Source organism: Paraburkholderia tropica (assembly GCF_900109265.1).
GTDB lineage: Bacteria > Pseudomonadota > Gammaproteobacteria > Burkholderiales > Burkholderiaceae > Paraburkholderia > Paraburkholderia tropica.
Genome location: NZ_FNZM01000008.1, coordinates 136,521 through 154,682 on the forward strand (window position 1 = coordinate 136,521; position 18,162 = coordinate 154,682).

An 18,162-nucleotide genomic window follows, 5' to 3' on the forward strand; every position below is an offset into this window, starting at 1 on the left:
CAGGCGTGCCGTTTTCCATTCGAGCGTCTGAAACGCGCGCTTACTGCCCCGCCACCGTCATGCGCTCGATCAGCACCGAGCCGGTCTGACGCGTGCCGCGCGCGAGCGTGTCGGCGCCCACCGCGACGATGTGGCGGAACATTTCCTGCAGCGTCGACGCCACGGTGATTTCCTCGACCGGATACTGGATCTTGCCGTTCTCGACCCAGAAACCCGACGCGCCGCGCGAATAATCGCCCGTCACGAAATTCACGCCCTGCCCCATCAGCTCGGTCAGCAGCAGACCCGTGCCGAGCTTCTTCAGCATGGCTTCGAAGTCGTCCTCGGGGTTCGTCAGCGAGCTTTGCAGTTGCAGATTGTGCGAGCCGCCCGCGTTGCCGGTGGTCTGCATGCCCAGCTTGCGCGCCGAGTACGACGAGAGGAAATAGCCCTGCACCACGCCGTCCTTGACGACTTCGCGGCGCTGCGTGCGCACGCCTTCCTCGTCGAACGGCGCGCTGCCCGCGGCGCGCGGCACGTGCGGATCTTCGACGACCTGGATGTGCGGCGCGAACACCGGCTTGCCCAGGCTGTCGACGAGGAACGAAGTCTTGCGATACAGCGCGCCGCCGCTCACGGCCTGCACGAACGCGCCGAGCAGACCCGCCGCGAGCGGCGCCTCGAACAGCACCGGCACCTTGCGCGTGTCCAGACCGCGCGCGTTCAGGCGCGACAGCGCGCGCTCGGCGGCGTAGCGGCCCACCGCTTCGGGCGAGGCCAGCTCGCTCGCGCTGCGGCGCGAGGTGTACCAGTCGTCGCGCTGCATGCTGCGGCCCGAGCCCGCGATGGGCGCGCACGCGACGTAGTGGCGCGAGTACGGATAACCGTGAATGAAGCCGCCCGAGGTGGCCAGCACGAACTGCGAATGCTGCGCTGAGACGCTCGCGCCTTCCGAGTTGGTCACGCGCGGGTCGGTGGCGAATGCGGCGTCTTCGGCGCGGCGCGCGATCTCGACCGCTTCGTCGGCGGTGATGCTCCACGGATGATAGAGGTCGAGGTCGCGCGGCGCGGTTTCCAGCAGCTCGCGCTCGGCGAGGCCCGCGCAGTCGTCGTCGGCGGTGAAGCGCGCGATGTTGTACGCAGCCGCCACGGTGTCCTTGAGCGCCTGCGCGGAGAAGTCCGAGGTGCTCGCGTTGCCGCGCTTGTTGCCGATGTAGACGGTCACGCCGACCGACTTGTCGCGGTTATGCTCGATGGTTTCGACTTCGCCGCGCCGCACGGAAACCGACAGGCCGTCGCCTTCGGAGATCTCGGTCGCCGCGTCGCTCGCGCCGAGCGTCTTCGCGTGCCGGAGAATGTCCGACGCGATTTCCTTGAGTTCATCCTGGGTGTGCGGGAAAAAACGTTGCCGGGCTTCGATGTCTGCTGCCATTGTCGTTACGGTCCGGTTTCGGGCCAGGCGGCCCGCTTGTCGTGTGTCGGAGGTGTCGCATCAGGCGCCCTTGCTTCAGGCGCATTCCGCGATCATAGCAAGGTATGCGAACGCGCACCCAGCACCACGGGCGCCTGCCGGCGCGCACCGTCTCGCGGCTCGCGTATGGGCTTGCCGGCGCGCGCGCGACCCATCCGTCCGATGCGCCCTCCCGCGCGCGCTACAATACGCCCCATGAAACGCAAAACCCGCATTCAACCGATGAACGACGCTGTCGCCGAAGAGGACGACAACGGCTACGATCGCCCCAGCAAATCGCAGCTCAAGCGCGAAATGACCGCGCTGCAGGAACTGGGCACGGCGCTCGTCGAGCTGCCGAAAGACGCGCTCAAGCGCATGCCGATGACGGAAGACCTCGCGGATGCCGTCCACGAGGCGCGCCGCATCACCGACCACGAAGGCAAGCGCCGCCAGCTTCAGTACGTGGGCCGCATGATGCGCGGCCTGCGCGAGGACGAAGTCGCCGCGCTGCGCACCGCCTTCGACGAGTACCGCGGCGTGAACAAGGCTGCCACGGCGCGCCTGCACTGGATCGAGCGCACCCGCGAAAAACTGCTCGCCGACGACGCCGCGCTGACCGAATTCATCCGCCAGCATCCTGCCGCCGACCCGCAGGAAGGCCGCACGCTGATCCGCAACGTCCGCCGCGAGCAGCAGCAGGCCAAGCCGCCCAAGTACTTCCGCGAGCTGTTCCAGTGGATCAAGGACGCGAGCGCCCAGGCCGACGACGGCGACGATCACGACCAGACCGGCAACGCGCGCGCCGACGAGGACCGCGACGATGACGAAGCCTGAGCGCAGCCATCCCAATGAACTCGTGATCGGCCTCGTGTCGGTCAGCGACCGCGCCACCGCGGGCGTCTACGAGGACAAAGGCATTCCGTCGCTGATGGAATGGCTGGGCGCCGTGCTCAAATCGCCGTGGCGCGCCGAAACGCGCCTGATCCACGACGACGCGGCCACCATCTCGGCCACGCTCACGGCGCTCGTCGACGGCCTCGGCTGCGACCTCGTGCTGACCACGGGCGGCACCGGCCCCGCGCGCCGCGACGTGACGCCCGAGGCCACGCTCGCGGTCGCCACGAAGGAAATGCCCGGCTTCGGCGAGCAGATGCGCCAGATCAGCCTGAATTTCGTGCCGACGGCGATTCTGTCGCGCCAGGTCGCCGTGATCCGCGAAACCGACGATCACGCGGCGCTCATCGTCAACCTGCCCGGGCAGCCGAAGTCGATCAAGGAAACGCTCGAAGGCCTGCGCGACGCCGACGGCGCCGTGAAGGTGCCGGGCATTTTCGCGGCGGTGCCGTATTGCATCGACCTGATCGGGGGCCCGTATATCGAAACCGATCCAAACGTCGTGGCGGCGTTCCGTCCGAAGAACGCGCAGCGTCCGCCGCGCGCTTGATCCATTCGAGCCGCAACACGCCTGCAAGCAAAACGGCGCCCGAGGGCGCCGTTTTATCTATTCACCGATTCACCGGTCCGCGCGCCGCTTACTTCGCCGCTTACTTCGCCGCCTGCGCGTCCGCAGGCACGTTGGCCGCCGGAATCAGGAAATGCTCGCGGTAGTATTTGAGTTCGTCGATCGACTCGTGGATGTCGGCCAGCGCCGTGTGCATCGCGCGCTTCTGGAAACCCTTGTAGATCGCGGGCTGCCAGCGGCGGCACAGTTCCTTGAGCGTGCTGACGTCGAGGTTGCGATAGTGGAAGAAGCGCTCGAGCGTGGGCATCCAGCGCGCCATGAAGCGGCGGTCCTGGCAGATCGAGTTGCCGCACATCGGCGACTTGCCCGGCGGCACGTACTGCGAGAGAAACGCGAGGATTTCCTCGGTCGCGCTTTCCTCGGTCACCGTCGAGGCGCGCACGCGCTCGGTCAGGCCCGAGCGGCCGTGCGTGTTGCGGTTCCACTCGTCCATGCGGTCGAGCACGGCTTCGGACTGGTGAATCGCCAGCACGGGGCCTTCGACGATCTTGTCGAGCGTGGAATTGGTCACGACCACCGCGATTTCGATGATGCGGTCGTTATCGGGGTCGAGCCCCGTCATTTCCATGTCGAGCCAGATCAGGTTCATGTCGGTGCGCTCCATTGCCGGAGTCGCCTGGCCCGCCGGATCGGCAGAATTGATGTCAGTCATGGAAGAGAACCTGGAACGCTGAAACACGATGGGGACGCCGCGCGCGCGACGCCATCGCGAGATGCGATGGCCGGGCCGACGAGAACATATAATTGTCGCATAGATACCACGGACTTCCCGGATGCCTAATCTCTCCCCCGCGCTGGCCTTCAGCATTCTTTTCGTGGCCGCCGTTCTGGCCATGGTCGCGACCAAACTCTGGCTCGCCTCGCGGCAGGTCCGCTTCGTCGCCGCGCATCGCGACGCGGTGCCCGCGCAGTTCGCGGCCACCATCCCGCTCGCGGCCCATCAGCGCGCCGCCGACTACACCGTCGCGCGCACGCGCCTCGGCATGGTCGAGATCGTGCTGTCCACCGTCGTGCTGATCGCGCTCACGCTGCTCGGCGGCGTGCAGGCCATCGACCTTGGCATTTCGGACTGGCTCGGGCGCGACTACGTCGGCCAGATCGCGCTGGTCGGCGCCGTGCTCGCGGTCAGCGGCCTGATCGAACTGCCGCTCGATTACTACCGCCAGTTCGTGGTCGAGGAGCGTTTCGGCTTCAACCGCATGACGCGGCGCATTTTCTTCGCGGATCGCATCAAGGGTCTCGTGATCGGCGCGCTGTTCGGCATTCCGCTGCTGTTCGTGGTGCTCTGGCTCATGAAGCAGGCGGGCAGCCTCTGGTGGCTCTGGACGTGGGTCGTCTGGGTCGCGTTCCAGATGCTCGTGCTGGTGCTCTACCCGTCCTTCATCGCGCCGCTCTTCAACAAGTTCGAGCCGCTGCGCGACGAAGTCCTGCGCTCGCGCATCGAAGCGCTGATGCAGCGCTGCGGCTTCGCGGCCAAGGGCCTGTTCGTGATGGACGGCAGCCGCCGTTCCGCGCACGGCAACGCGTATTTCACGGGTTTCGGCGCGGCCAAGCGCATCGTCTTCTTCGACACGCTGCTCGCGCGCCTCTCGGGCAGCGAGATCGAAGCCGTGCTCGCGCACGAACTCGGACACTTCAAGCGCCGCCATGTCATCAAGCGCATGCTCGTGACCTTCGCGATCAGCCTCGTGCTGCTCGGCGTGCTCGGCTGGCTCACGCAGCGCGTGTGGTTCTACGAAGGTCTCGGCGTGCGTCCGTCGCTGCTCGGCGGCAACGAGGGCCTCGCGCTCGTGCTGTTCTTCATCGCGGTGCCGGTGTTCCTGTTCTTCGTCACGCCGCTCGGCAGCCTCAGCTCGCGCAAGCACGAGTTCGAAGCGGACGCCTTCGCGGCCACGCAGACCGACGCGCAGCAGCTCGTCAACGCGCTCGTGAAGCTCTACGAGGACAACGCGTCCACGCTCACGCCCGACCCGCTCTACACGGCGTTTTACTACTCGCATCCGCCGGCTTCGCAGCGGATCGATCGCCTGATGTCGCACGCATGAGCCGGCGCGCCTCGAAATCCGCCGGCGCGTCCGCCTCGCCGGCGGGACAGGCCGGCGCGGCGGCCACGCTGCACGGCGTCGTGATCGCGGCACACGGCCGCCATTATCTCGTCGCGCCCGACGGCGGCGGCGCGCCGCTCCAGTGCTTTCCGCGCGGCAAGAAGAGCGAGGTCGCGGTGGGCGACCGCGTCGACTATCAGTCGACGTCGGCCGACCAGGGCGTGATCGTGGCGATCGGCGAGCGGCGCAATCTGCTCTATCGCTCCGACCAGTTCAAGTCGAAGCTCTTCGCGGCGAATCTCGACCAGTTGCTGATCGTGCTCGCCACCGAGCCGCACTTCAGCGAAGACCTGCTCGGGCGCGCGCTCGTGGCCGCCGAGGCCAACGGGCTCACGCCGATCATCCTGCTCAACAAGATCGACCTGGAAGCCGTGCTGCCGCTCGCGCGCCAGCGACTGGAGCGCTATCGCGCGCTCGGCTATACGGTGCTCGAAGTGTCGGAGAAGCAGCATCCGGAGGAAGCGCATGCGATTCTCTCCGCGCATCTGAACGGCCATCAGACGATCCTGCTCGGCCAGTCGGGCATGGGCAAATCGACGCTCGTGAATCTGCTGATTCCGGACGCCGAAGCGGCCACGCGCGAGATCTCCACCGCGCTCAACAGCGGACGCCATACCACGACGTTCACGCGTCTCTACAAGTTGCCTGGCGGCGGCGCGCTGATCGATTCGCCGGGTTTCCAGGAGTTCGGGCTGTATCACCTGACCGAAGGCACGCTGGAGCGCGCGTTCCCCGAGTTCCGGCCGCTGCTCGCGCATTGCCGCTTCTACAACTGCCATCACCTGCACGAGCCGGGCTGCGCGGTTCTCGAAGCGGTCGCCGACGGCCGCGTCGCGCCCGAGCGTCACGCGCTCTACGCGCAGCTCGTGCACGAGATCAGCCAGATCGTGCGCTGAAGGCCGCGCGGCAGCCATGCTCAAGCTCGTTCGCGCGCCCAACGTGGTGATCGCCCAGCACTGGATGAACATCCTCGCGACGGCTGGCGTGCCTTGCGAGCTGCACAACCGCTATCTGAGCGGCGCGATGGGCGAGATTCCCGCCGAACAGTGCGCGCCGGAGATCTGGCTCGTCGACGAGCGCGACGAAACGCTCGCCCGCAAGCTGATCGCCGACGCCACCAGCGGACCGCCGCCGGGCGCGCGGCCATGGCGCTGCGCGCAGTGCGGCGAGACGCTGGAGCCGCAATTCACGGTCTGCTGGCAATGCGGACGCGAGCGCGATCCGCTCGACGATTGAAGCGGCGCGCAACCAGCGACGAAATGCAAAAGGCCCGTGCAACCTGCACGGGCCTTTTTTATTCGCGTTGATTCGCTTGCGGCGACAGCAGCCTAAGCGCCCACGCTCAAACCCAGAGCGCGATGGTCAGCATGAGCAGCAGGATCATCCACAGGATCACGGCGCGCCAGACAAGGCCCACGGCCGATTGCAGCGTGCGCGGCGTGCAGTCGTCGCCGACTGTGTACGGACCGCCCTCGCCCGGCTGCGCGATGGCGTCGACGCTCGACTGCTCCGCGAGCGGACCGGACAGACGCGCGCCCAGCGCGCCGCTGCCGGCGGCGAGCAGCACGCCTTCGTTGGTGTCCGGCCACTGGTTCGCGTGATTGCGCCAGGCGTAGATGGCGTCCTCGAAGTTGCCGACGATCGCGAAGCCCAGCGACGTGAGCCGCGCCGGAATCCAGTCGATCACAAAGAACACGTGCTGCGCGAAGTTCGAGAACGCTTCCGTGCGGTCGTCGGCCGGACGCGACCATTCGCGCGCGAGGTATTCGGAGAGGCGATACAGCACCGCGCCCGCCGGACCGATCGGCACGAGGAACCAGAAGAACACGCCGAACACGTGACGATGCGAGGCCACCACCGCGTGGATCAGCGTGTGGCGCACGATCTCGCTCACGGGCATGTCCACGGCGTCGATGCCGGTCCACTCGGTGAGGATTTCACGCGCGCGCGGCACGTCGTCGTTATTCAGCGCGAGGTGGATATCCGTGAAATAGTGGCTGAACTGGCGGAAGCCGAGCGTGAAGTACACCACCACCACGTTCCAGAGGAACGCCAGCACGAAGCTGATGTGATAGAGCACGTAGTAGACGAGCGCCGTGACGAGGGTCCACGGCAGCACGACCACGAGCCAGGCGAGCACGCCGTGCTTCTGCTTGCCCGCGTCGAAGCCGTGGGCGGCCCATTCCGCATTGAGGCGCACGAGCGCCATGACCGGGTTGTTGGGCGACAGCGCCCGCACCTGTTCGATGACGAGAGCCAGCAATACGGAAAAGAAGGTCATGCGACGCGCCGTGCGATTCGAGTGTTGGAAAGGTGCTGCAAAGATATCACAGGGCCAGATGTGCCTGAACCTCTGGCGACAAAGACACAACAGCAACACGTTATCGGCACGAACGCGGGCGTTCTTGAGGGGCCGCCGAGCGCCCCGCACCTCGCCTCAGGCGAGCAGGAAACGATAGAAGTTGCGCAGCATGCCCGCCGTCGCGCCCCAGATGAAATGCGTGCCGCCCACGCCACGTATATCGCCGGGCTGCACGCCTTGCTGCGGATACGGCATCGCGAAGAAGCGGCGCTCGCCGCCTTCCCAGCGCCAGACGCGCACTTCGTGGTGCGCGGGGTTCATCAGAAAGCCGAGCGGCACCTCGAAGATGCTCGCCACTTCGAGCGAGTCGGCCGCGAGCGTGAACGGCTCGTGCACGAGGCCCACCACGGGCGTGACGCGAAAACCCGTGCCCGTGAGGTAGTCCGGCAACGCCCCCAGCACCTCGACGCGCGCCGGATCGAGATCGACCTCTTCGTGCGCCTCGCGCAACGCGGCGGCGATCGGCGTGGGGTCGGACGGCTCGCGGCTGCCGCCGGGGAAGCTGACCTGACCTGCGTGATTGCTGAGATTGTCGGCGCGCTGCGTGAGCAGCACCGTAAGACCCGAGGGCCGCATCGCGATCGGCATCAGCACGGCGGCCTCGCGCGGATCGCGGATCTCCAGCACGCGCGCTTCCTGCGGCTCGGGCTGCCACGGCAGGCGCTGCTCGAAGCGCGCGCGCAGGCCATCGGGCGTGAGCCGTTCGGCGGCGATGTGAGGCAGATCGGCGCCCGTCGATTCGATCGGCAGGCTTTCGGGTTCAAATACTGGACGGATCAACGGCTGACTCGAGGTTCGGGCACAGGAGAGTATTTTGCGGCCAAAAAGAAAAAAGCACCCCGAGGGGTGCTTCTTTCTTACAGCTTTTACGCCTGTTCGGCCGGAGCAGCTGCGCGGTCTTTCGACACCAGCTTTTCCTTGATACGTGCCTTCTTGCCCGACAGGTTGCGCAGGTAGTACAGCTTCGCGCGACGAACGTCGCCGCGGCGCTTCACCACGATGCTGGCCAGCAGCGGCGAGTACGTCTGGAACGTACGCTCGACGCCTTCGCCCGACGAGATCTTGCGAACGATGAACGCCGAGTTCAGACCGCGGTTACGCTTTGCGATCACGACGCCTTCGTATGCCTGAACGCGCTTGCGGTTACCTTCAACCACGTTCACGTTGACGATCACCGTATCGCCAGGAGCGAATTCGGGGATGGTTTTCTCGCCCAGCACGCGCTGGATTTCTTCCTGTTCGAGCTTTTCGATCAGATTCATGAATGACTCCGTAAGCCATCTTGTCGGCGTTCGTACCTGCGCCACAGTGCGGCAGCACGGCCCCGATAGAGGATGGATTCACAACTGGCGCCGTTCACGCATGAAGCGGCGCCGCCTTGGGCGTCCCGCGCCCTGCCCGCCCGAAGCGTTACGCTTCGCTCGAACCTTTCGCGAGACTAGCGAGCCATGCCTCGTCGGCACGGCTCAACATCTTGTTCTTGCGGGCCCGCGCAATCAGATCGGGCCGTTTGTGAAACGTATTGCGCAGCGATTCGCGGCGGCGCCATTGCTCGATTTCCGCATGATGGCCGCCGAGCAGCACATCGGGCACCCGCACGCCGTCGTATTCCTCCGGCCGCGTGTAATGCGGACAGTCGAGCAGACCGTCGACGAAACTATCCTGCACCGCCGAGAGCGCGTCGTTCAGCACGCCCGGCAGCAATCGCACCACCGCGTCCATCAGCGCCATCGCCGGCAGTTCGCCGCCGGACAGCACGAAGTCGCCCAGACTCACTTCCTCGTCGACGTGACGGTCGACGAGACGCTGGTCGATCGCTTCGTAGCGGCCGCACAGGATCACGAAACCGGATTCCTGGGCGAACTCCACGGCGCGCTCGTGCGTGAGCGGCTTGCCTTGTGGCGACATCAGCAGCACACGCGGTTCGCGCGCGCCCTGCTCCGCCTGCGCGGCTTTCGCCGCGCCGATGGCCGCTTCGAGCGGCTTGGCCAGCATGACCATGCCGGGGCCGCCGCCGTAAGGGCGATCGTCGATGGTGCGGTAGTTGTCGGTCGTGAAATCGCGCGGATTCCACGTACGCAGCGTATAGCGCTCCTGCTTCGCGGCCCGGCTGGTGATACCCCAGTCGGTGATCGCGCGAAACATCTCAGGAAAGAGCGTGACGACATCGAACTGCATCGCTCTCTCCGTTCAGCGAATCAGCACAGCAGGATCAAAAATCGGCGTCCCAGTCGACGACGATGCGCTTCGCCGCCAGGTCGACCGTCTTCACAAATACGCCGACGAACGGGATCAGCCGCTCGCCGGTGACAGGCTTGCCGTCCTTGCCCGCCGAGGGATACTCGACGCGCAACACCGACTGCGCGCCGTTGTCGATGAGTCCGGCGACCTTGCCGAGATCGACACCCGCCTCGTTGGCGACGTCAAGACCGATCAGGTCGACCCAGTAATACTCGTCGGTTTCCGGCGCGGGGAAATCGGCACGGCTCACGTAGATACGCGCGCCGCGCAACTGCAGCGCGGCGTCGCGGTCGGCGATTGCGTTCAGTTGCCCGACGACCGAGTCGCCGTGCACCTTGGCGCTCGCGCGCACCGCGGAATGCAGCGTGGGACGCTCGCGGCCCTTGAGGAACCACCAGCGCTTCGCCGCGATGAGCGCGCGGCCGCCTTCGGCGTGCGGCGCGATCTTCAGCCCGCCTTTGAGGCCATAGGCATCGATCACGGCGCCGACCTCGACCGCGTCGGCCGGCCAGCTCGCCTCAGATTCGGCGCGCAGACCTTCGCCTTTCGCGGCGGTGCTTTCCGATGCGTTTTCACGCATCTGAGCACGCGCATTGTCACGAACCGGCGCCTTGCGCGCGAACGCGCCAAACGACGGCGCGGCGCGCCCGCCGGTCTTGCCACTGCTCTGCGATACCTCGCCCTTAGCCTTGGCGTCCGCTTTTGCGTCGTCATGCTCGGGCATGGACAAACCTCGCAGCCAGCTTGATGTCGTACACGCGGCTTACGCTACGCGCACGGTGAAACAGGTGAAAGACTGCGGCAAGACCGGGTACAAAACCGTAGTCGAGCGACGCAGCCCGGCAAGCATCATGCAAGCACTTAAGCAGCCGGAGCAGCCTTTTGCGATTGCTTCACGAGACGCTCGACAGCCGGCGACATTTGCGCGCCGTTTTCCTGCCAGTACGTCACGCGATCTTGAGCGATGCGCAGCGTTTCACCCTTGGTAGCGACCGGGTTGTAGAAGCCCACGCGCTCGATGAAACGGCCGTCGCGACGGTTACGCGAATCGGTTGCGACGATGTTGTAGAACGGGCGCTTCTTCGAGCCGCCGCGTGCCAGACGGATGATAACCATACTAGAATCCTTGAAAACCGGGGGTTCGGGACTACTGAAACATGCGATTATAGCCCGAAACCAATGCCATAACAAACACTTAACTGGAATCTTGCTCGGAGACCCTGTGGAAACCCCAGGAGAAAGCGACGATGCACGACGATCGAACGGCGATTCGCACCCGCCTCGCACGAGCGTTCCAGCACATGACTGCCCCGCCTGACGCCCCGCGCGGCGGTTTTTCCGCCGCCGCCCGCTTCGCCACGCAGCCGCGGCCATCTGATCCGGCCCTGTCTCCCCGCCGCAACAAATCGCGTTGGACGCGCTCGGCGACACGCCTCGGCATCGCCCTGCTGATCCTCCTGCTCGCGCCGCTCGCGCGCGCCGCCCTGCCGATCGAGCGCATCCAGTTGCCGCCGGGCTTCCACATCGAAGTCCTCTCCGACGACGTGCCCGCCGCGCGCGAAATGACGCTCTCGCCGCAAGGCATTCTCTATGTGGGCAGCATGGACAGCCGCGTCTACGCGCTCGAGCTGCACGACGGGCGCGTCGTCAAACGGCACGTGATCGCCTCGGGGCTCACGATGCCCGTCGGCGTGGCCTGGCGCGACGGCGCACTGTATGTCTCCGCGGTTTCTTCGATCGTGCGGCTCGACGGCATCGACACGCATCTCGACAATCCGCCCAAGCCCGCCGTGGTCACGTCCTCGCTGCCCGATTCGCGCCATCACGGCTGGAAGTTCATTGCTTTCGGTCCCGACGGCAAGCTCTACGTGCCGCAAGGCGCGCCGTGCAACGTCTGCCTGCCCGCGAACGATCCGCAGCGCACGCACTACGCGATGATCGGCCGCATGGACCCGGACGGCACGCACTATGAAACCCTCGCGCGCGGCGTGCGCAACACCGTCGGTTTCGCGTGGCATCCGCGCACGCACGAACTCTGGTTCACCGACAACGGCCGCGACATGCTCGGCGACGATATCCCTTCCGACAAGCTCAACCGCCTGCCGCGCGCGGGGCTCGACTTCGGCTTTCCGTACTGCCATGGCGGCGACGTGAGCGATCCCGAGTTCGGCAAGGATCATCCGTGCAGCGCTTTCACGCCGCCGGTCGCGCAACTGGGCGCGCACGTCGCGGCGCTCGGCATGCGCTTCTATACAGGCACGATGTTCCCGGCCGAGTATCGCGACAGTATTTTCATCGCCGAGCACGGTTCGTGGAATCGCAGCAAGAAGGTGGGGTATCGCGTGGTGCGCGTGAGCGTCGACGCGGACGGCAAGCACGTGCAGCAGCAGGTGTTCGCGCAAGGCTGGCTCGATGCGGGCGACACCCAGTGGGGCCGTCCCGCCGATGTGCTGCCCTTGCCCGACGGCTCGCTGCTCATCAGCGACGACTACGCGGGCGCGATCTATCGCGTGACGTATTCGAAGCCGTAAGCGCGGGCCCGGACGCCGCACGAACGCCGCACGCGTGAGCGCGAACATAAGCGCCAAGCTCTGCTGGCGCGCGCGCACGCCACGTACAATGGGCCGCGCGCCCATCGCGCCCTCGTCTGCGCTTCATCTGCTTTTCGCCCGCTCTTCGCCCGCTCTTCGCCTGCTCACTGCCTGCTCATGTCCAATCAAAACAAGCCCGCAGCACGCTTTCGCAACAAGACGCTCACCGCCGCTCTCGCCTTTCTGCTTGGCAGCCTTGGCGCGCATCGCTTCTATCTGTATGGCGCGCGCGACGTCTGGGGCTGGGCGCACATCGCCGGCACGCTGATCGGCATTCCGGGTGTGTTGCTGCTGATGGCCACCGAACGCGCGTCGGTGCCCGGCTGGGGGATGGCGGTGATCGGCGCGATTTCGGTGCTCTCGGCGTTTCTGGCCGCGATCGTCTACGGTCTGCGCCCCGACGCGAAGTGGGACGCGCAATTCAACGCCGCCTTCGCGGGCCGTCGCGCGAGCCGCTCGGGCTGGGCCGTGATCTTCGTCGTGATCTTCTCGCTGCTGATTGGCGCATTCCTGCTGATGACCGGCCTCGCGCTTTCGTTCCAGACGTATTTCGAATCGCAGGTCGAAGCCGCCAAGGCGATTTCGCAGTAACGCGGCATTCACGTAATCGCAGCGCCATTGCGCTCAGAACAGATCGAGCTGGCGCTTCTGTTCCTGCGCCTTCGCGCGCACGAACTCCGACATGTCGAGAATGCCGTGACGCCGCTCGTTCAACCCGAGCCGCCGCACCGCGTTGTGAAAGCGCTGCTTGAGCAGGTCGGCCCATAGCCCGGTGCCCTTCATGCGCTGCGAAAACGACGACTCGTAATCCTTGCCGCCGCGCATGTCGCGCACGCGGCTCATCACGCGCTCGGCACGCTGCGGGAAATGCGCGGCGAGCCAATCCTGAAACAGCGGCGAGACTTCCCACGGCAACCGCAGCACGATAAAGCTCGCGCTCGTCGCGCCCGCTTCGGCGCAGGCTTCGAGCACTCGCTCCATGTCGGGTTCGGTGACGAACGGGATCACCGGCGCGATGCTCACGCCCACCGGAATGCCCGCCTGCGCGAGCGTGCGGATCGTGCGCAGGCGGCGCGACGGCGTGGCCGCGCGCGGCTCCAGCGTGCGCGCGATGTCGGCGTCGAGCGTGGTGATGGTGATGGCGGCCATGAACTGCTGGCGCTCGGCCATCGGCGCGAGCAGGTCGAGATCGCGTTCGATCAGCGACGATTTCGTGATGGCCGCGAACGGATGCTGCCGCTGCGCCAACACCTCGATCACGCGCCGCGTGATGCGCAGCTCGCGCTCGACGGGCTGCCAGGCGTCGGTATTCACGCCGAGCGCGATGGGCTCCGGCTCGTAGCCGGGTTTCGCCAGTTCGCGCGCGAGCAGTTCGGGCGCGTTGATCTTCGCGTACAGGCGACTCTCGAAATCGAGACCCGGCGAAAGTCCCAGATAACTGTGCGTGGGCCGCGCGAAACAATAAATGCAGCCATGCTCGCATCCGCGATACGGATTGAGCGACACGTTGAACGGAATGTCCGGCGACTGGTTGCGCGTGAGGATGCTTTTCGCGCGCTCCTCGTAGATCTGCGTGCGCAGCGCGGGCTCCGACGTTTCGCGCTCGCCGGCTTGCGCGTTGGCTTGCTCGTCGATTTGCGCGCCCGCTTCATCGCTGCGCTCGCGCGCGTCGGATGGCGATTCGACGTACTGCCAGCCGTCGTCGTATGCCTCGCGCTGATCGACCTCGTAGCGCCCTTGCAGGTTCGTGACCGCGCCGCGCCCCTTGCGCGGCGCGGGCGGCGCGACGGGATACCAGGCGTCGGGGTCGGGGGCGCGATTAGCGTCGTTCGCGGGTGGGTTGCGGTTCACGGCGGGGCAAAAACAAAGCGTCTCGATACTGTACAAATATACAGTATCGAGACGCTTTGTCGAGTGCGAAAAACGGGGCGGAGTTGGTTGCCAGAACCCGACGCTTGAGCCGGACTACTCGCCCACCGCGATCGTCAGCGTCTCCTTGATCTCTTCCATCACCACATAGCTCTTCGACTGCACCGCGCCCGGCAGTTGCAGCAGGATGTCGCCGAGCAGCTTGCGGTAGTCCGCCATTTCGCCGATGCGCGCCTTGATCAGATAGTCGAAGTCGCCCGACACCAGATGGCATTCGAGCACCTCGGGAATCTTCTGCACCTCGCGGCGGAACTGATCGAACATGTTGCCGCTCTTGTGGTCGAGCGTGATCTCCACGAACACCAGCAGCGCCGCGCCGAGCACGTTCGGATTGACGCGCGCGTAGTAGCCCGTGATGACGCCGTCTCGCTCCATGCGCTTGACCCGCTCGATGCACGGCGTGACCGACAGCCCGACCTGCTCGGCGAGGTCTTTCATGGCCATGCGGCCGTCCTGCTGAAGCAGCTTGAGGATGCGGTGATCGAGCCGGTCGAGTGCGCGGACCGGCTGACGCTGCGTTCTCATGTTTTTTCCTGAAAATCAGATAAATACAATAACAAAACCTAGTCTTACAACAATAGCATAGTCGATATTACTGGCTACATCCGGATTTTCGTGCCATCCGCCCTGCCGCCGCTCAAAACGGCCCTGCGGCGCCCCGGCAAGACCGCGTAGCCCAAACAATTCTCTCTACGGAGCAGCTATGCGAGTCGTCGTGTTGGGCAGTGGTGTGGTCGGTGTGGCCAGCGCCTGGTATCTTGCCCGCGCGGGCCATGAAGTGACGGTGATCGACCGCGAGTCCGGTCCCGCGCTCGACACCAGTTTTGCGAACGCCGGCCAGATTTCGCCGGGCTATGCCGCGCCGTGGGCGGCGCCGGGCGTGCCGCTCAAGGCGATCAAGTGGATGTTCGAGAAGCACGCGCCGCTCGCCATCCGCCTCGACGGCACGAAGTTCCAGCTGCAATGGATGTGGCAGATGCTGCAGAACTGCACGGCCGGGCGCTACGCGCAGAACAAGGGCCGCATGGTGCGTCTGGCCGAATACAGCCGCGACTGCCTGCAGGCGCTGCGCGCCGACACCGGCATCCAGTACGAAGGCCGCACGGGCGGCACGCTGCAGGTGTTCCGCACGCAGCAGCAATTCGAAGGCGCGGCGAAGGACATCGCCGTGCTCAAGGACGCCAACGTGCCATACGAACTTCTGAGCGCCGCCGAACTCGGCCGCGCCGAACCCGCGCTCGCCGCCGTCTCGCACAAGCTCACGGGCGGCCTTCGTCTGCCCGGCGACGAAACCGGCGACTGCCAGCTGTTCACCACGCGCCTCGCCGCGATGGCCGCCGAACTCGGCGTGAAGTTCCGCTACAACACGCCGATCGACGGCCTCGCCGTGCAGGGCGACCGCATCGCGGGCGTGCAATGCGGCAGCGAACTCGTGCGCGCCGACAGCTATGTGCTCGCGCTCGGCTCGTACTCCACGAAGATGCTCTCGGGTCTCATGAAGATTCCGGTGTATCCGCTCAAGGGTTATTCGATCACCGCGCCGATCGTCAACGCCGACGCCGCGCCGGTCTCCACCGTGCTCGACGAAACCTACAAGATCGCGATCACGCGTTTCGACGACCGCATCCGCGTGGGCGGCATGGCGGAAATCGTCGGCTTCGACAAGTCGCTCAAGCAGGCGCGCCGCGAAACGCTCGAAATGTGCGTGAACGATCTGTTCCCCGGCGGCGGCGATACGGCTCAAGCCAGCTTCTGGACCGGTCTGCGCCCGATGACGCCGGACGGCACGCCCATCGTCGGCCGCACGCCGCTCTCGAACCTGTTCCTGAACACGGGACACGGCACGCTCGGCTGGACCATGTCGTGCGGCTCGGGCCAGTTGCTCGCCGACCTCATCTCCGGCAAGCAGCCCGCGATCAAGGCCGACGACCTCTCGGTCTATCGCTACCTCGGCGAACAGCACGGCACGCATCGCCCGGCTTACGCTTAAGGACTCGCCGCTTCGTTGAAGGCGGCAAAAAAACGGCGGCGCTCTGAAAAGAGGCCGCCGTTTTTCATACCCGCGCCGTAGATCGGCCGTAAATCAGCTGCAAATCAGAACTGATCTTCCGGCAATGCCAGCACGCCCTCGTCGCCCTTCGCGTTGACGATACCCGCTTCGAGCGCCAGCGCGCGCGGCAACACCTGCTCCGCATAGCACTGCGCCGTCGCGATCTTCGCGCCGTAGAACGCCGGATCGTGCGGCATGAGCCGTTGCGCGGCGAGCATCGCGCGCGCCATCTGCCAGCCGCCCAGCACGACGCCCGCGAGCATCAGATACGGCACGCTGCCCGCGAACACCGCGTTCGGATCGCGCTTCGCATTCGTCAGCACGAAATCCACGGCCGACTCGAACGCACCCCGCCCAAGCGCCAGATACTTCGCCATCGACTTGAACGCCCCGCCGTCCTGCGCGCCGAGTTCCGCGACCGTCTTGCCGATTTCGGCCGCCAGCGCCTTCGCCACCGCGCCGCCGTCGCGCAACGTCTTGCGTCCGATCAGATCGTTCGCCTGGATCGCGGTCGTGCCTTCGTAGATCGGCAGAATGCGCGCGTCGCGATAGAACTGCGCCGCGCCCGTCTCCTCGATGAAACCCATGCCGCCGTGAACCTGCACGCCGAGGCTCGTCACCTCGATCGACGACTCGGTACTCCAGCCCTTCACGATCGGCACGAGATATTCGTAGACGGCCTGATGACGCGCGCGCGCCGCGGCATCGGGATCGCGATGCGCGCGGTCGCTCTCGCCCGCCGCCGCGTAAGCGAGCGCGCGCGCCGCCTCGGTGAGCGCGCGCATGGTGCCGAGCATGCGCCGCACGTCCGGATGATGCACGATGGTGACCGCCGCCTTCGACGAGCCATCGACGGGCCGACTCTGCACGCGCTCCTTCGCATAGCCGAGCGCCTTCTGATACGCGCGCTCCGAAATCGCCACGCCCTGCATGCCCACCGCGAATCGCGCGGCGTTCATCATGATGAACATGTACTCCAGCCCGCGATTTTCCTCGCCGATCAATTCGCCGATCGCGCCGCCCTGATCGCCGTATTGCAGCACCGCCGTCGGGCTCGCCTTGATGCCGAGCTTGTGCTCGATCGACACGCACTGCACGTCGTTGCGCGCGCCCGATGAACCATCCGCGTTGACGAGAAACTTCGGCACGATAAAGAGCGAAATGCCCTTCACGCCTTCGGGCGCGTCGGGCGTGCGCGCGAGCACGAGATGGACGATGTTCTCCGCCATGTCGTGCTCGCCCCAGGTGATGAAAATCTTGGTGCCGAACAGCTTGTACGTGCCGTCGCCCTGCGGCTCGGCGCGCGTGCGCACGGCGGCGAGATCGGAGCCCGCCTGCGGCTCGGTGAGGTTCATCGTGCCGGTCCACTCGCCCGAAATGAGCTTCGGCACGTAGCGCTGCTTCTGCGCCTCGCTGCCCGCCGTGAGCAGCGCCTCGATCGCGCCATCGGTCAGCAGCGGACACAGCGCGAACGAGAGATTCGCCGAGTTGAGCATCTCCACGCACGGCGTGCCGACGAGCTTGGGCAAACCCTGTCCTTCGTATTCCTGAGGATGCTGCACGCCTTGCCAGCCGCCCGCCACGTAGTGACGAAACGCCTCGGCGAAGCCGGGCGACGCGTGCACTTCGCCGTCGTCCCAGTGACTCGGATGGCGATCGCCTTCGGCATTCAGCGGCGCGAGCACTTCGCCACAGAGCTTCGCGGCTTCGTGCAGCACGGCTTCGACGGTCTCGGGCGTGGCGTCCTCGCCGCCGGGCAGCGCGGCGATCTCGTCGAGTCCGGCCAGCTCCTTCATCACGAACAGCATGTCGCGTATCGGTGCGTCGTACATGTCAGTCTCCCCCTTCATCCGCTGATGAACGAAAAAAGGGGCGCACGCGGCGCCCCTTTTCTGTGTCAGACGTCATGCGATGCAGGCGTCTGTGATTC

19 protein-coding genes are annotated in these 18,162 nt (G+C 66.0%); 8 read left to right on the plus strand and 11 right to left on the minus strand.

The window, feature by feature from the left end; all coding sequences use genetic code 11:
• Positions 1–40: 40 nt before the first annotated feature.
• Positions 41–1,411 (minus strand): metalloprotease PmbA, encoded by a 1,371-nt coding sequence (pmbA, locus tag BMY06_RS14735; RefSeq protein ID WP_065061270.1) that lies wholly within the window; start codon positions 1,409–1,411, stop codon positions 41–43.
• 234 nt (positions 1,412–1,645) lie between these two features.
• Between pmbA and yjgA the strand changes: the two genes are divergently transcribed.
• Both yjgA and mog read left to right on the plus strand, forming a co-directional pair.
• On the plus strand, positions 1,646–2,266 hold the full coding sequence (gene yjgA, locus BMY06_RS14740; protein WP_074983868.1) for a ribosome biogenesis factor YjgA: 621 nt from the start codon (positions 1,646–1,648) through the stop codon (positions 2,264–2,266).
• Complete coding sequence (mog, locus tag BMY06_RS14745) at positions 2,253–2,876, plus strand: molybdopterin adenylyltransferase (RefSeq protein WP_074983870.1); 624 nt, start codon at positions 2,253–2,255, stop codon at positions 2,874–2,876. The genes yjgA and mog overlap by 14 nt, the downstream gene beginning before the upstream one ends.
• Positions 2,877–2,976: 100 nt before the next feature.
• Here the strand turns inward: mog and orn are convergent, their stop codons facing one another.
• Positions 2,977–3,606, minus strand: a complete 630-nt coding sequence (orn, locus tag BMY06_RS14750; RefSeq protein WP_074983872.1) for an oligoribonuclease — start codon at positions 3,604–3,606, stop codon at positions 2,977–2,979.
• 121 nt (positions 3,607–3,727) lie between these two features.
• Between orn and BMY06_RS14755 the strand changes: the two genes are divergently transcribed.
• The 3 genes from BMY06_RS14755 to BMY06_RS14765 are packed head-to-tail and all read left to right on the plus strand — an operon-like array spanning position 3,728 to position 6,295.
• Positions 3,728–4,999: a M48 family metallopeptidase gene (locus BMY06_RS14755; protein WP_074983874.1), complete on the plus strand. Its 1,272-nt coding sequence runs from the start codon at positions 3,728–3,730 to the stop codon at positions 4,997–4,999.
• A complete protein-coding gene (rsgA, locus tag BMY06_RS14760; protein ID WP_065061265.1) occupies positions 4,996–5,955 on the plus strand; it encodes a ribosome small subunit-dependent GTPase A in 960 nt (319 codons plus the stop codon). Before BMY06_RS14755 ends, rsgA begins: the two co-directional genes overlap by 4 nt.
• A gap of 16 nt (positions 5,956–5,971) precedes the next feature.
• Positions 5,972–6,295, plus strand: coding sequence for a putative signal transducing protein (locus BMY06_RS14765; RefSeq protein ID WP_065061264.1), 324 nt, complete (start codon positions 5,972–5,974; stop codon positions 6,293–6,295).
• 106 nt (positions 6,296–6,401) lie between these two features.
• Here the strand turns inward: BMY06_RS14765 and BMY06_RS14770 are convergent, their stop codons facing one another.
• From BMY06_RS14770 to rpsP, 6 genes are all read right to left on the minus strand, one after another.
• The gene (locus BMY06_RS14770) at positions 6,402–7,340 is read right to left on the minus strand and encodes a CobD/CbiB family protein (protein ID WP_065061263.1); all 939 of its coding nucleotides are present in this window, start codon (positions 7,338–7,340) and stop codon (positions 6,402–6,404) included.
• A 156-nt stretch (positions 7,341–7,496) separates the two neighbouring features.
• Positions 7,497–8,201: a CoA pyrophosphatase gene (locus BMY06_RS14775; RefSeq protein ID WP_074983876.1), complete on the minus strand. Its 705-nt coding sequence runs from the start codon at positions 8,199–8,201 to the stop codon at positions 7,497–7,499.
• Positions 8,202–8,287: 86 nt separating this feature from the next.
• Positions 8,288–8,683 carry a 50S ribosomal protein L19 gene (gene rplS / locus BMY06_RS14780; RefSeq protein WP_065061261.1) on the minus strand — a complete coding sequence of 132 codons (396 nt, stop codon included), beginning with the start codon at positions 8,681–8,683 and terminating at the stop codon, positions 8,288–8,290.
• 148 nt (positions 8,684–8,831) lie between these two features.
• Positions 8,832–9,599 (minus strand): tRNA (guanosine(37)-N1)-methyltransferase TrmD, encoded by a 768-nt coding sequence (trmD, locus tag BMY06_RS14785; RefSeq protein WP_074983877.1) that lies wholly within the window; start codon positions 9,597–9,599, stop codon positions 8,832–8,834.
• A gap of 34 nt (positions 9,600–9,633) precedes the next feature.
• Positions 9,634–10,386: a ribosome maturation factor RimM gene (gene rimM / locus BMY06_RS14790; protein ID WP_074983878.1), complete on the minus strand. Its 753-nt coding sequence runs from the start codon at positions 10,384–10,386 to the stop codon at positions 9,634–9,636.
• Positions 10,387–10,523: 137 nt separating this feature from the next.
• On the minus strand, positions 10,524–10,778 hold the full coding sequence (gene rpsP, locus BMY06_RS14795; RefSeq protein ID WP_065061258.1) for a 30S ribosomal protein S16: 255 nt from the start codon (positions 10,776–10,778) through the stop codon (positions 10,524–10,526).
• Between the two features lie 185 nt (positions 10,779–10,963).
• Between rpsP and BMY06_RS14800 the strand changes: the two genes are divergently transcribed.
• Entirely contained in the window at positions 10,964–12,193 is a 1,230-nt protein-coding gene (locus BMY06_RS14800) for a PQQ-dependent sugar dehydrogenase (protein WP_074983880.1), read from the plus strand.
• A gap of 177 nt (positions 12,194–12,370) precedes the next feature.
• Complete coding sequence (locus BMY06_RS14805) at positions 12,371–12,844, plus strand: NINE protein (protein ID WP_074983881.1); 474 nt, start codon at positions 12,371–12,373, stop codon at positions 12,842–12,844.
• A gap of 33 nt (positions 12,845–12,877) precedes the next feature.
• On the opposite strand, the gene BMY06_RS14810 is transcribed toward BMY06_RS14805, so the two are convergent.
• On the minus strand, positions 12,878–14,104 hold the full coding sequence (locus BMY06_RS14810) for a PA0069 family radical SAM protein (RefSeq protein WP_074983883.1): 1,227 nt from the start codon (positions 14,102–14,104) through the stop codon (positions 12,878–12,880).
• A 114-nt stretch (positions 14,105–14,218) separates the two neighbouring features.
• Positions 14,219–14,707, minus strand: a complete 489-nt coding sequence (locus BMY06_RS14815; RefSeq protein ID WP_074983885.1) for an Lrp/AsnC ligand binding domain-containing protein — start codon at positions 14,705–14,707, stop codon at positions 14,219–14,221.
• Between the two features lie 178 nt (positions 14,708–14,885).
• Between BMY06_RS14815 and BMY06_RS14820 the strand changes: the two genes are divergently transcribed.
• Positions 14,886–16,172, plus strand: coding sequence for a D-amino acid dehydrogenase (locus BMY06_RS14820; RefSeq protein WP_074983887.1), 1,287 nt, complete (start codon positions 14,886–14,888; stop codon positions 16,170–16,172).
• 104 nt (positions 16,173–16,276) lie between these two features.
• On the opposite strand, the gene BMY06_RS14825 is transcribed toward BMY06_RS14820, so the two are convergent.
• Positions 16,277–18,064: an acyl-CoA dehydrogenase gene (locus tag BMY06_RS14825; protein ID WP_074983889.1), complete on the minus strand. Its 1,788-nt coding sequence runs from the start codon at positions 18,062–18,064 to the stop codon at positions 16,277–16,279.
• Between the last annotated feature and the right edge of the window lie 98 nt (positions 18,065–18,162).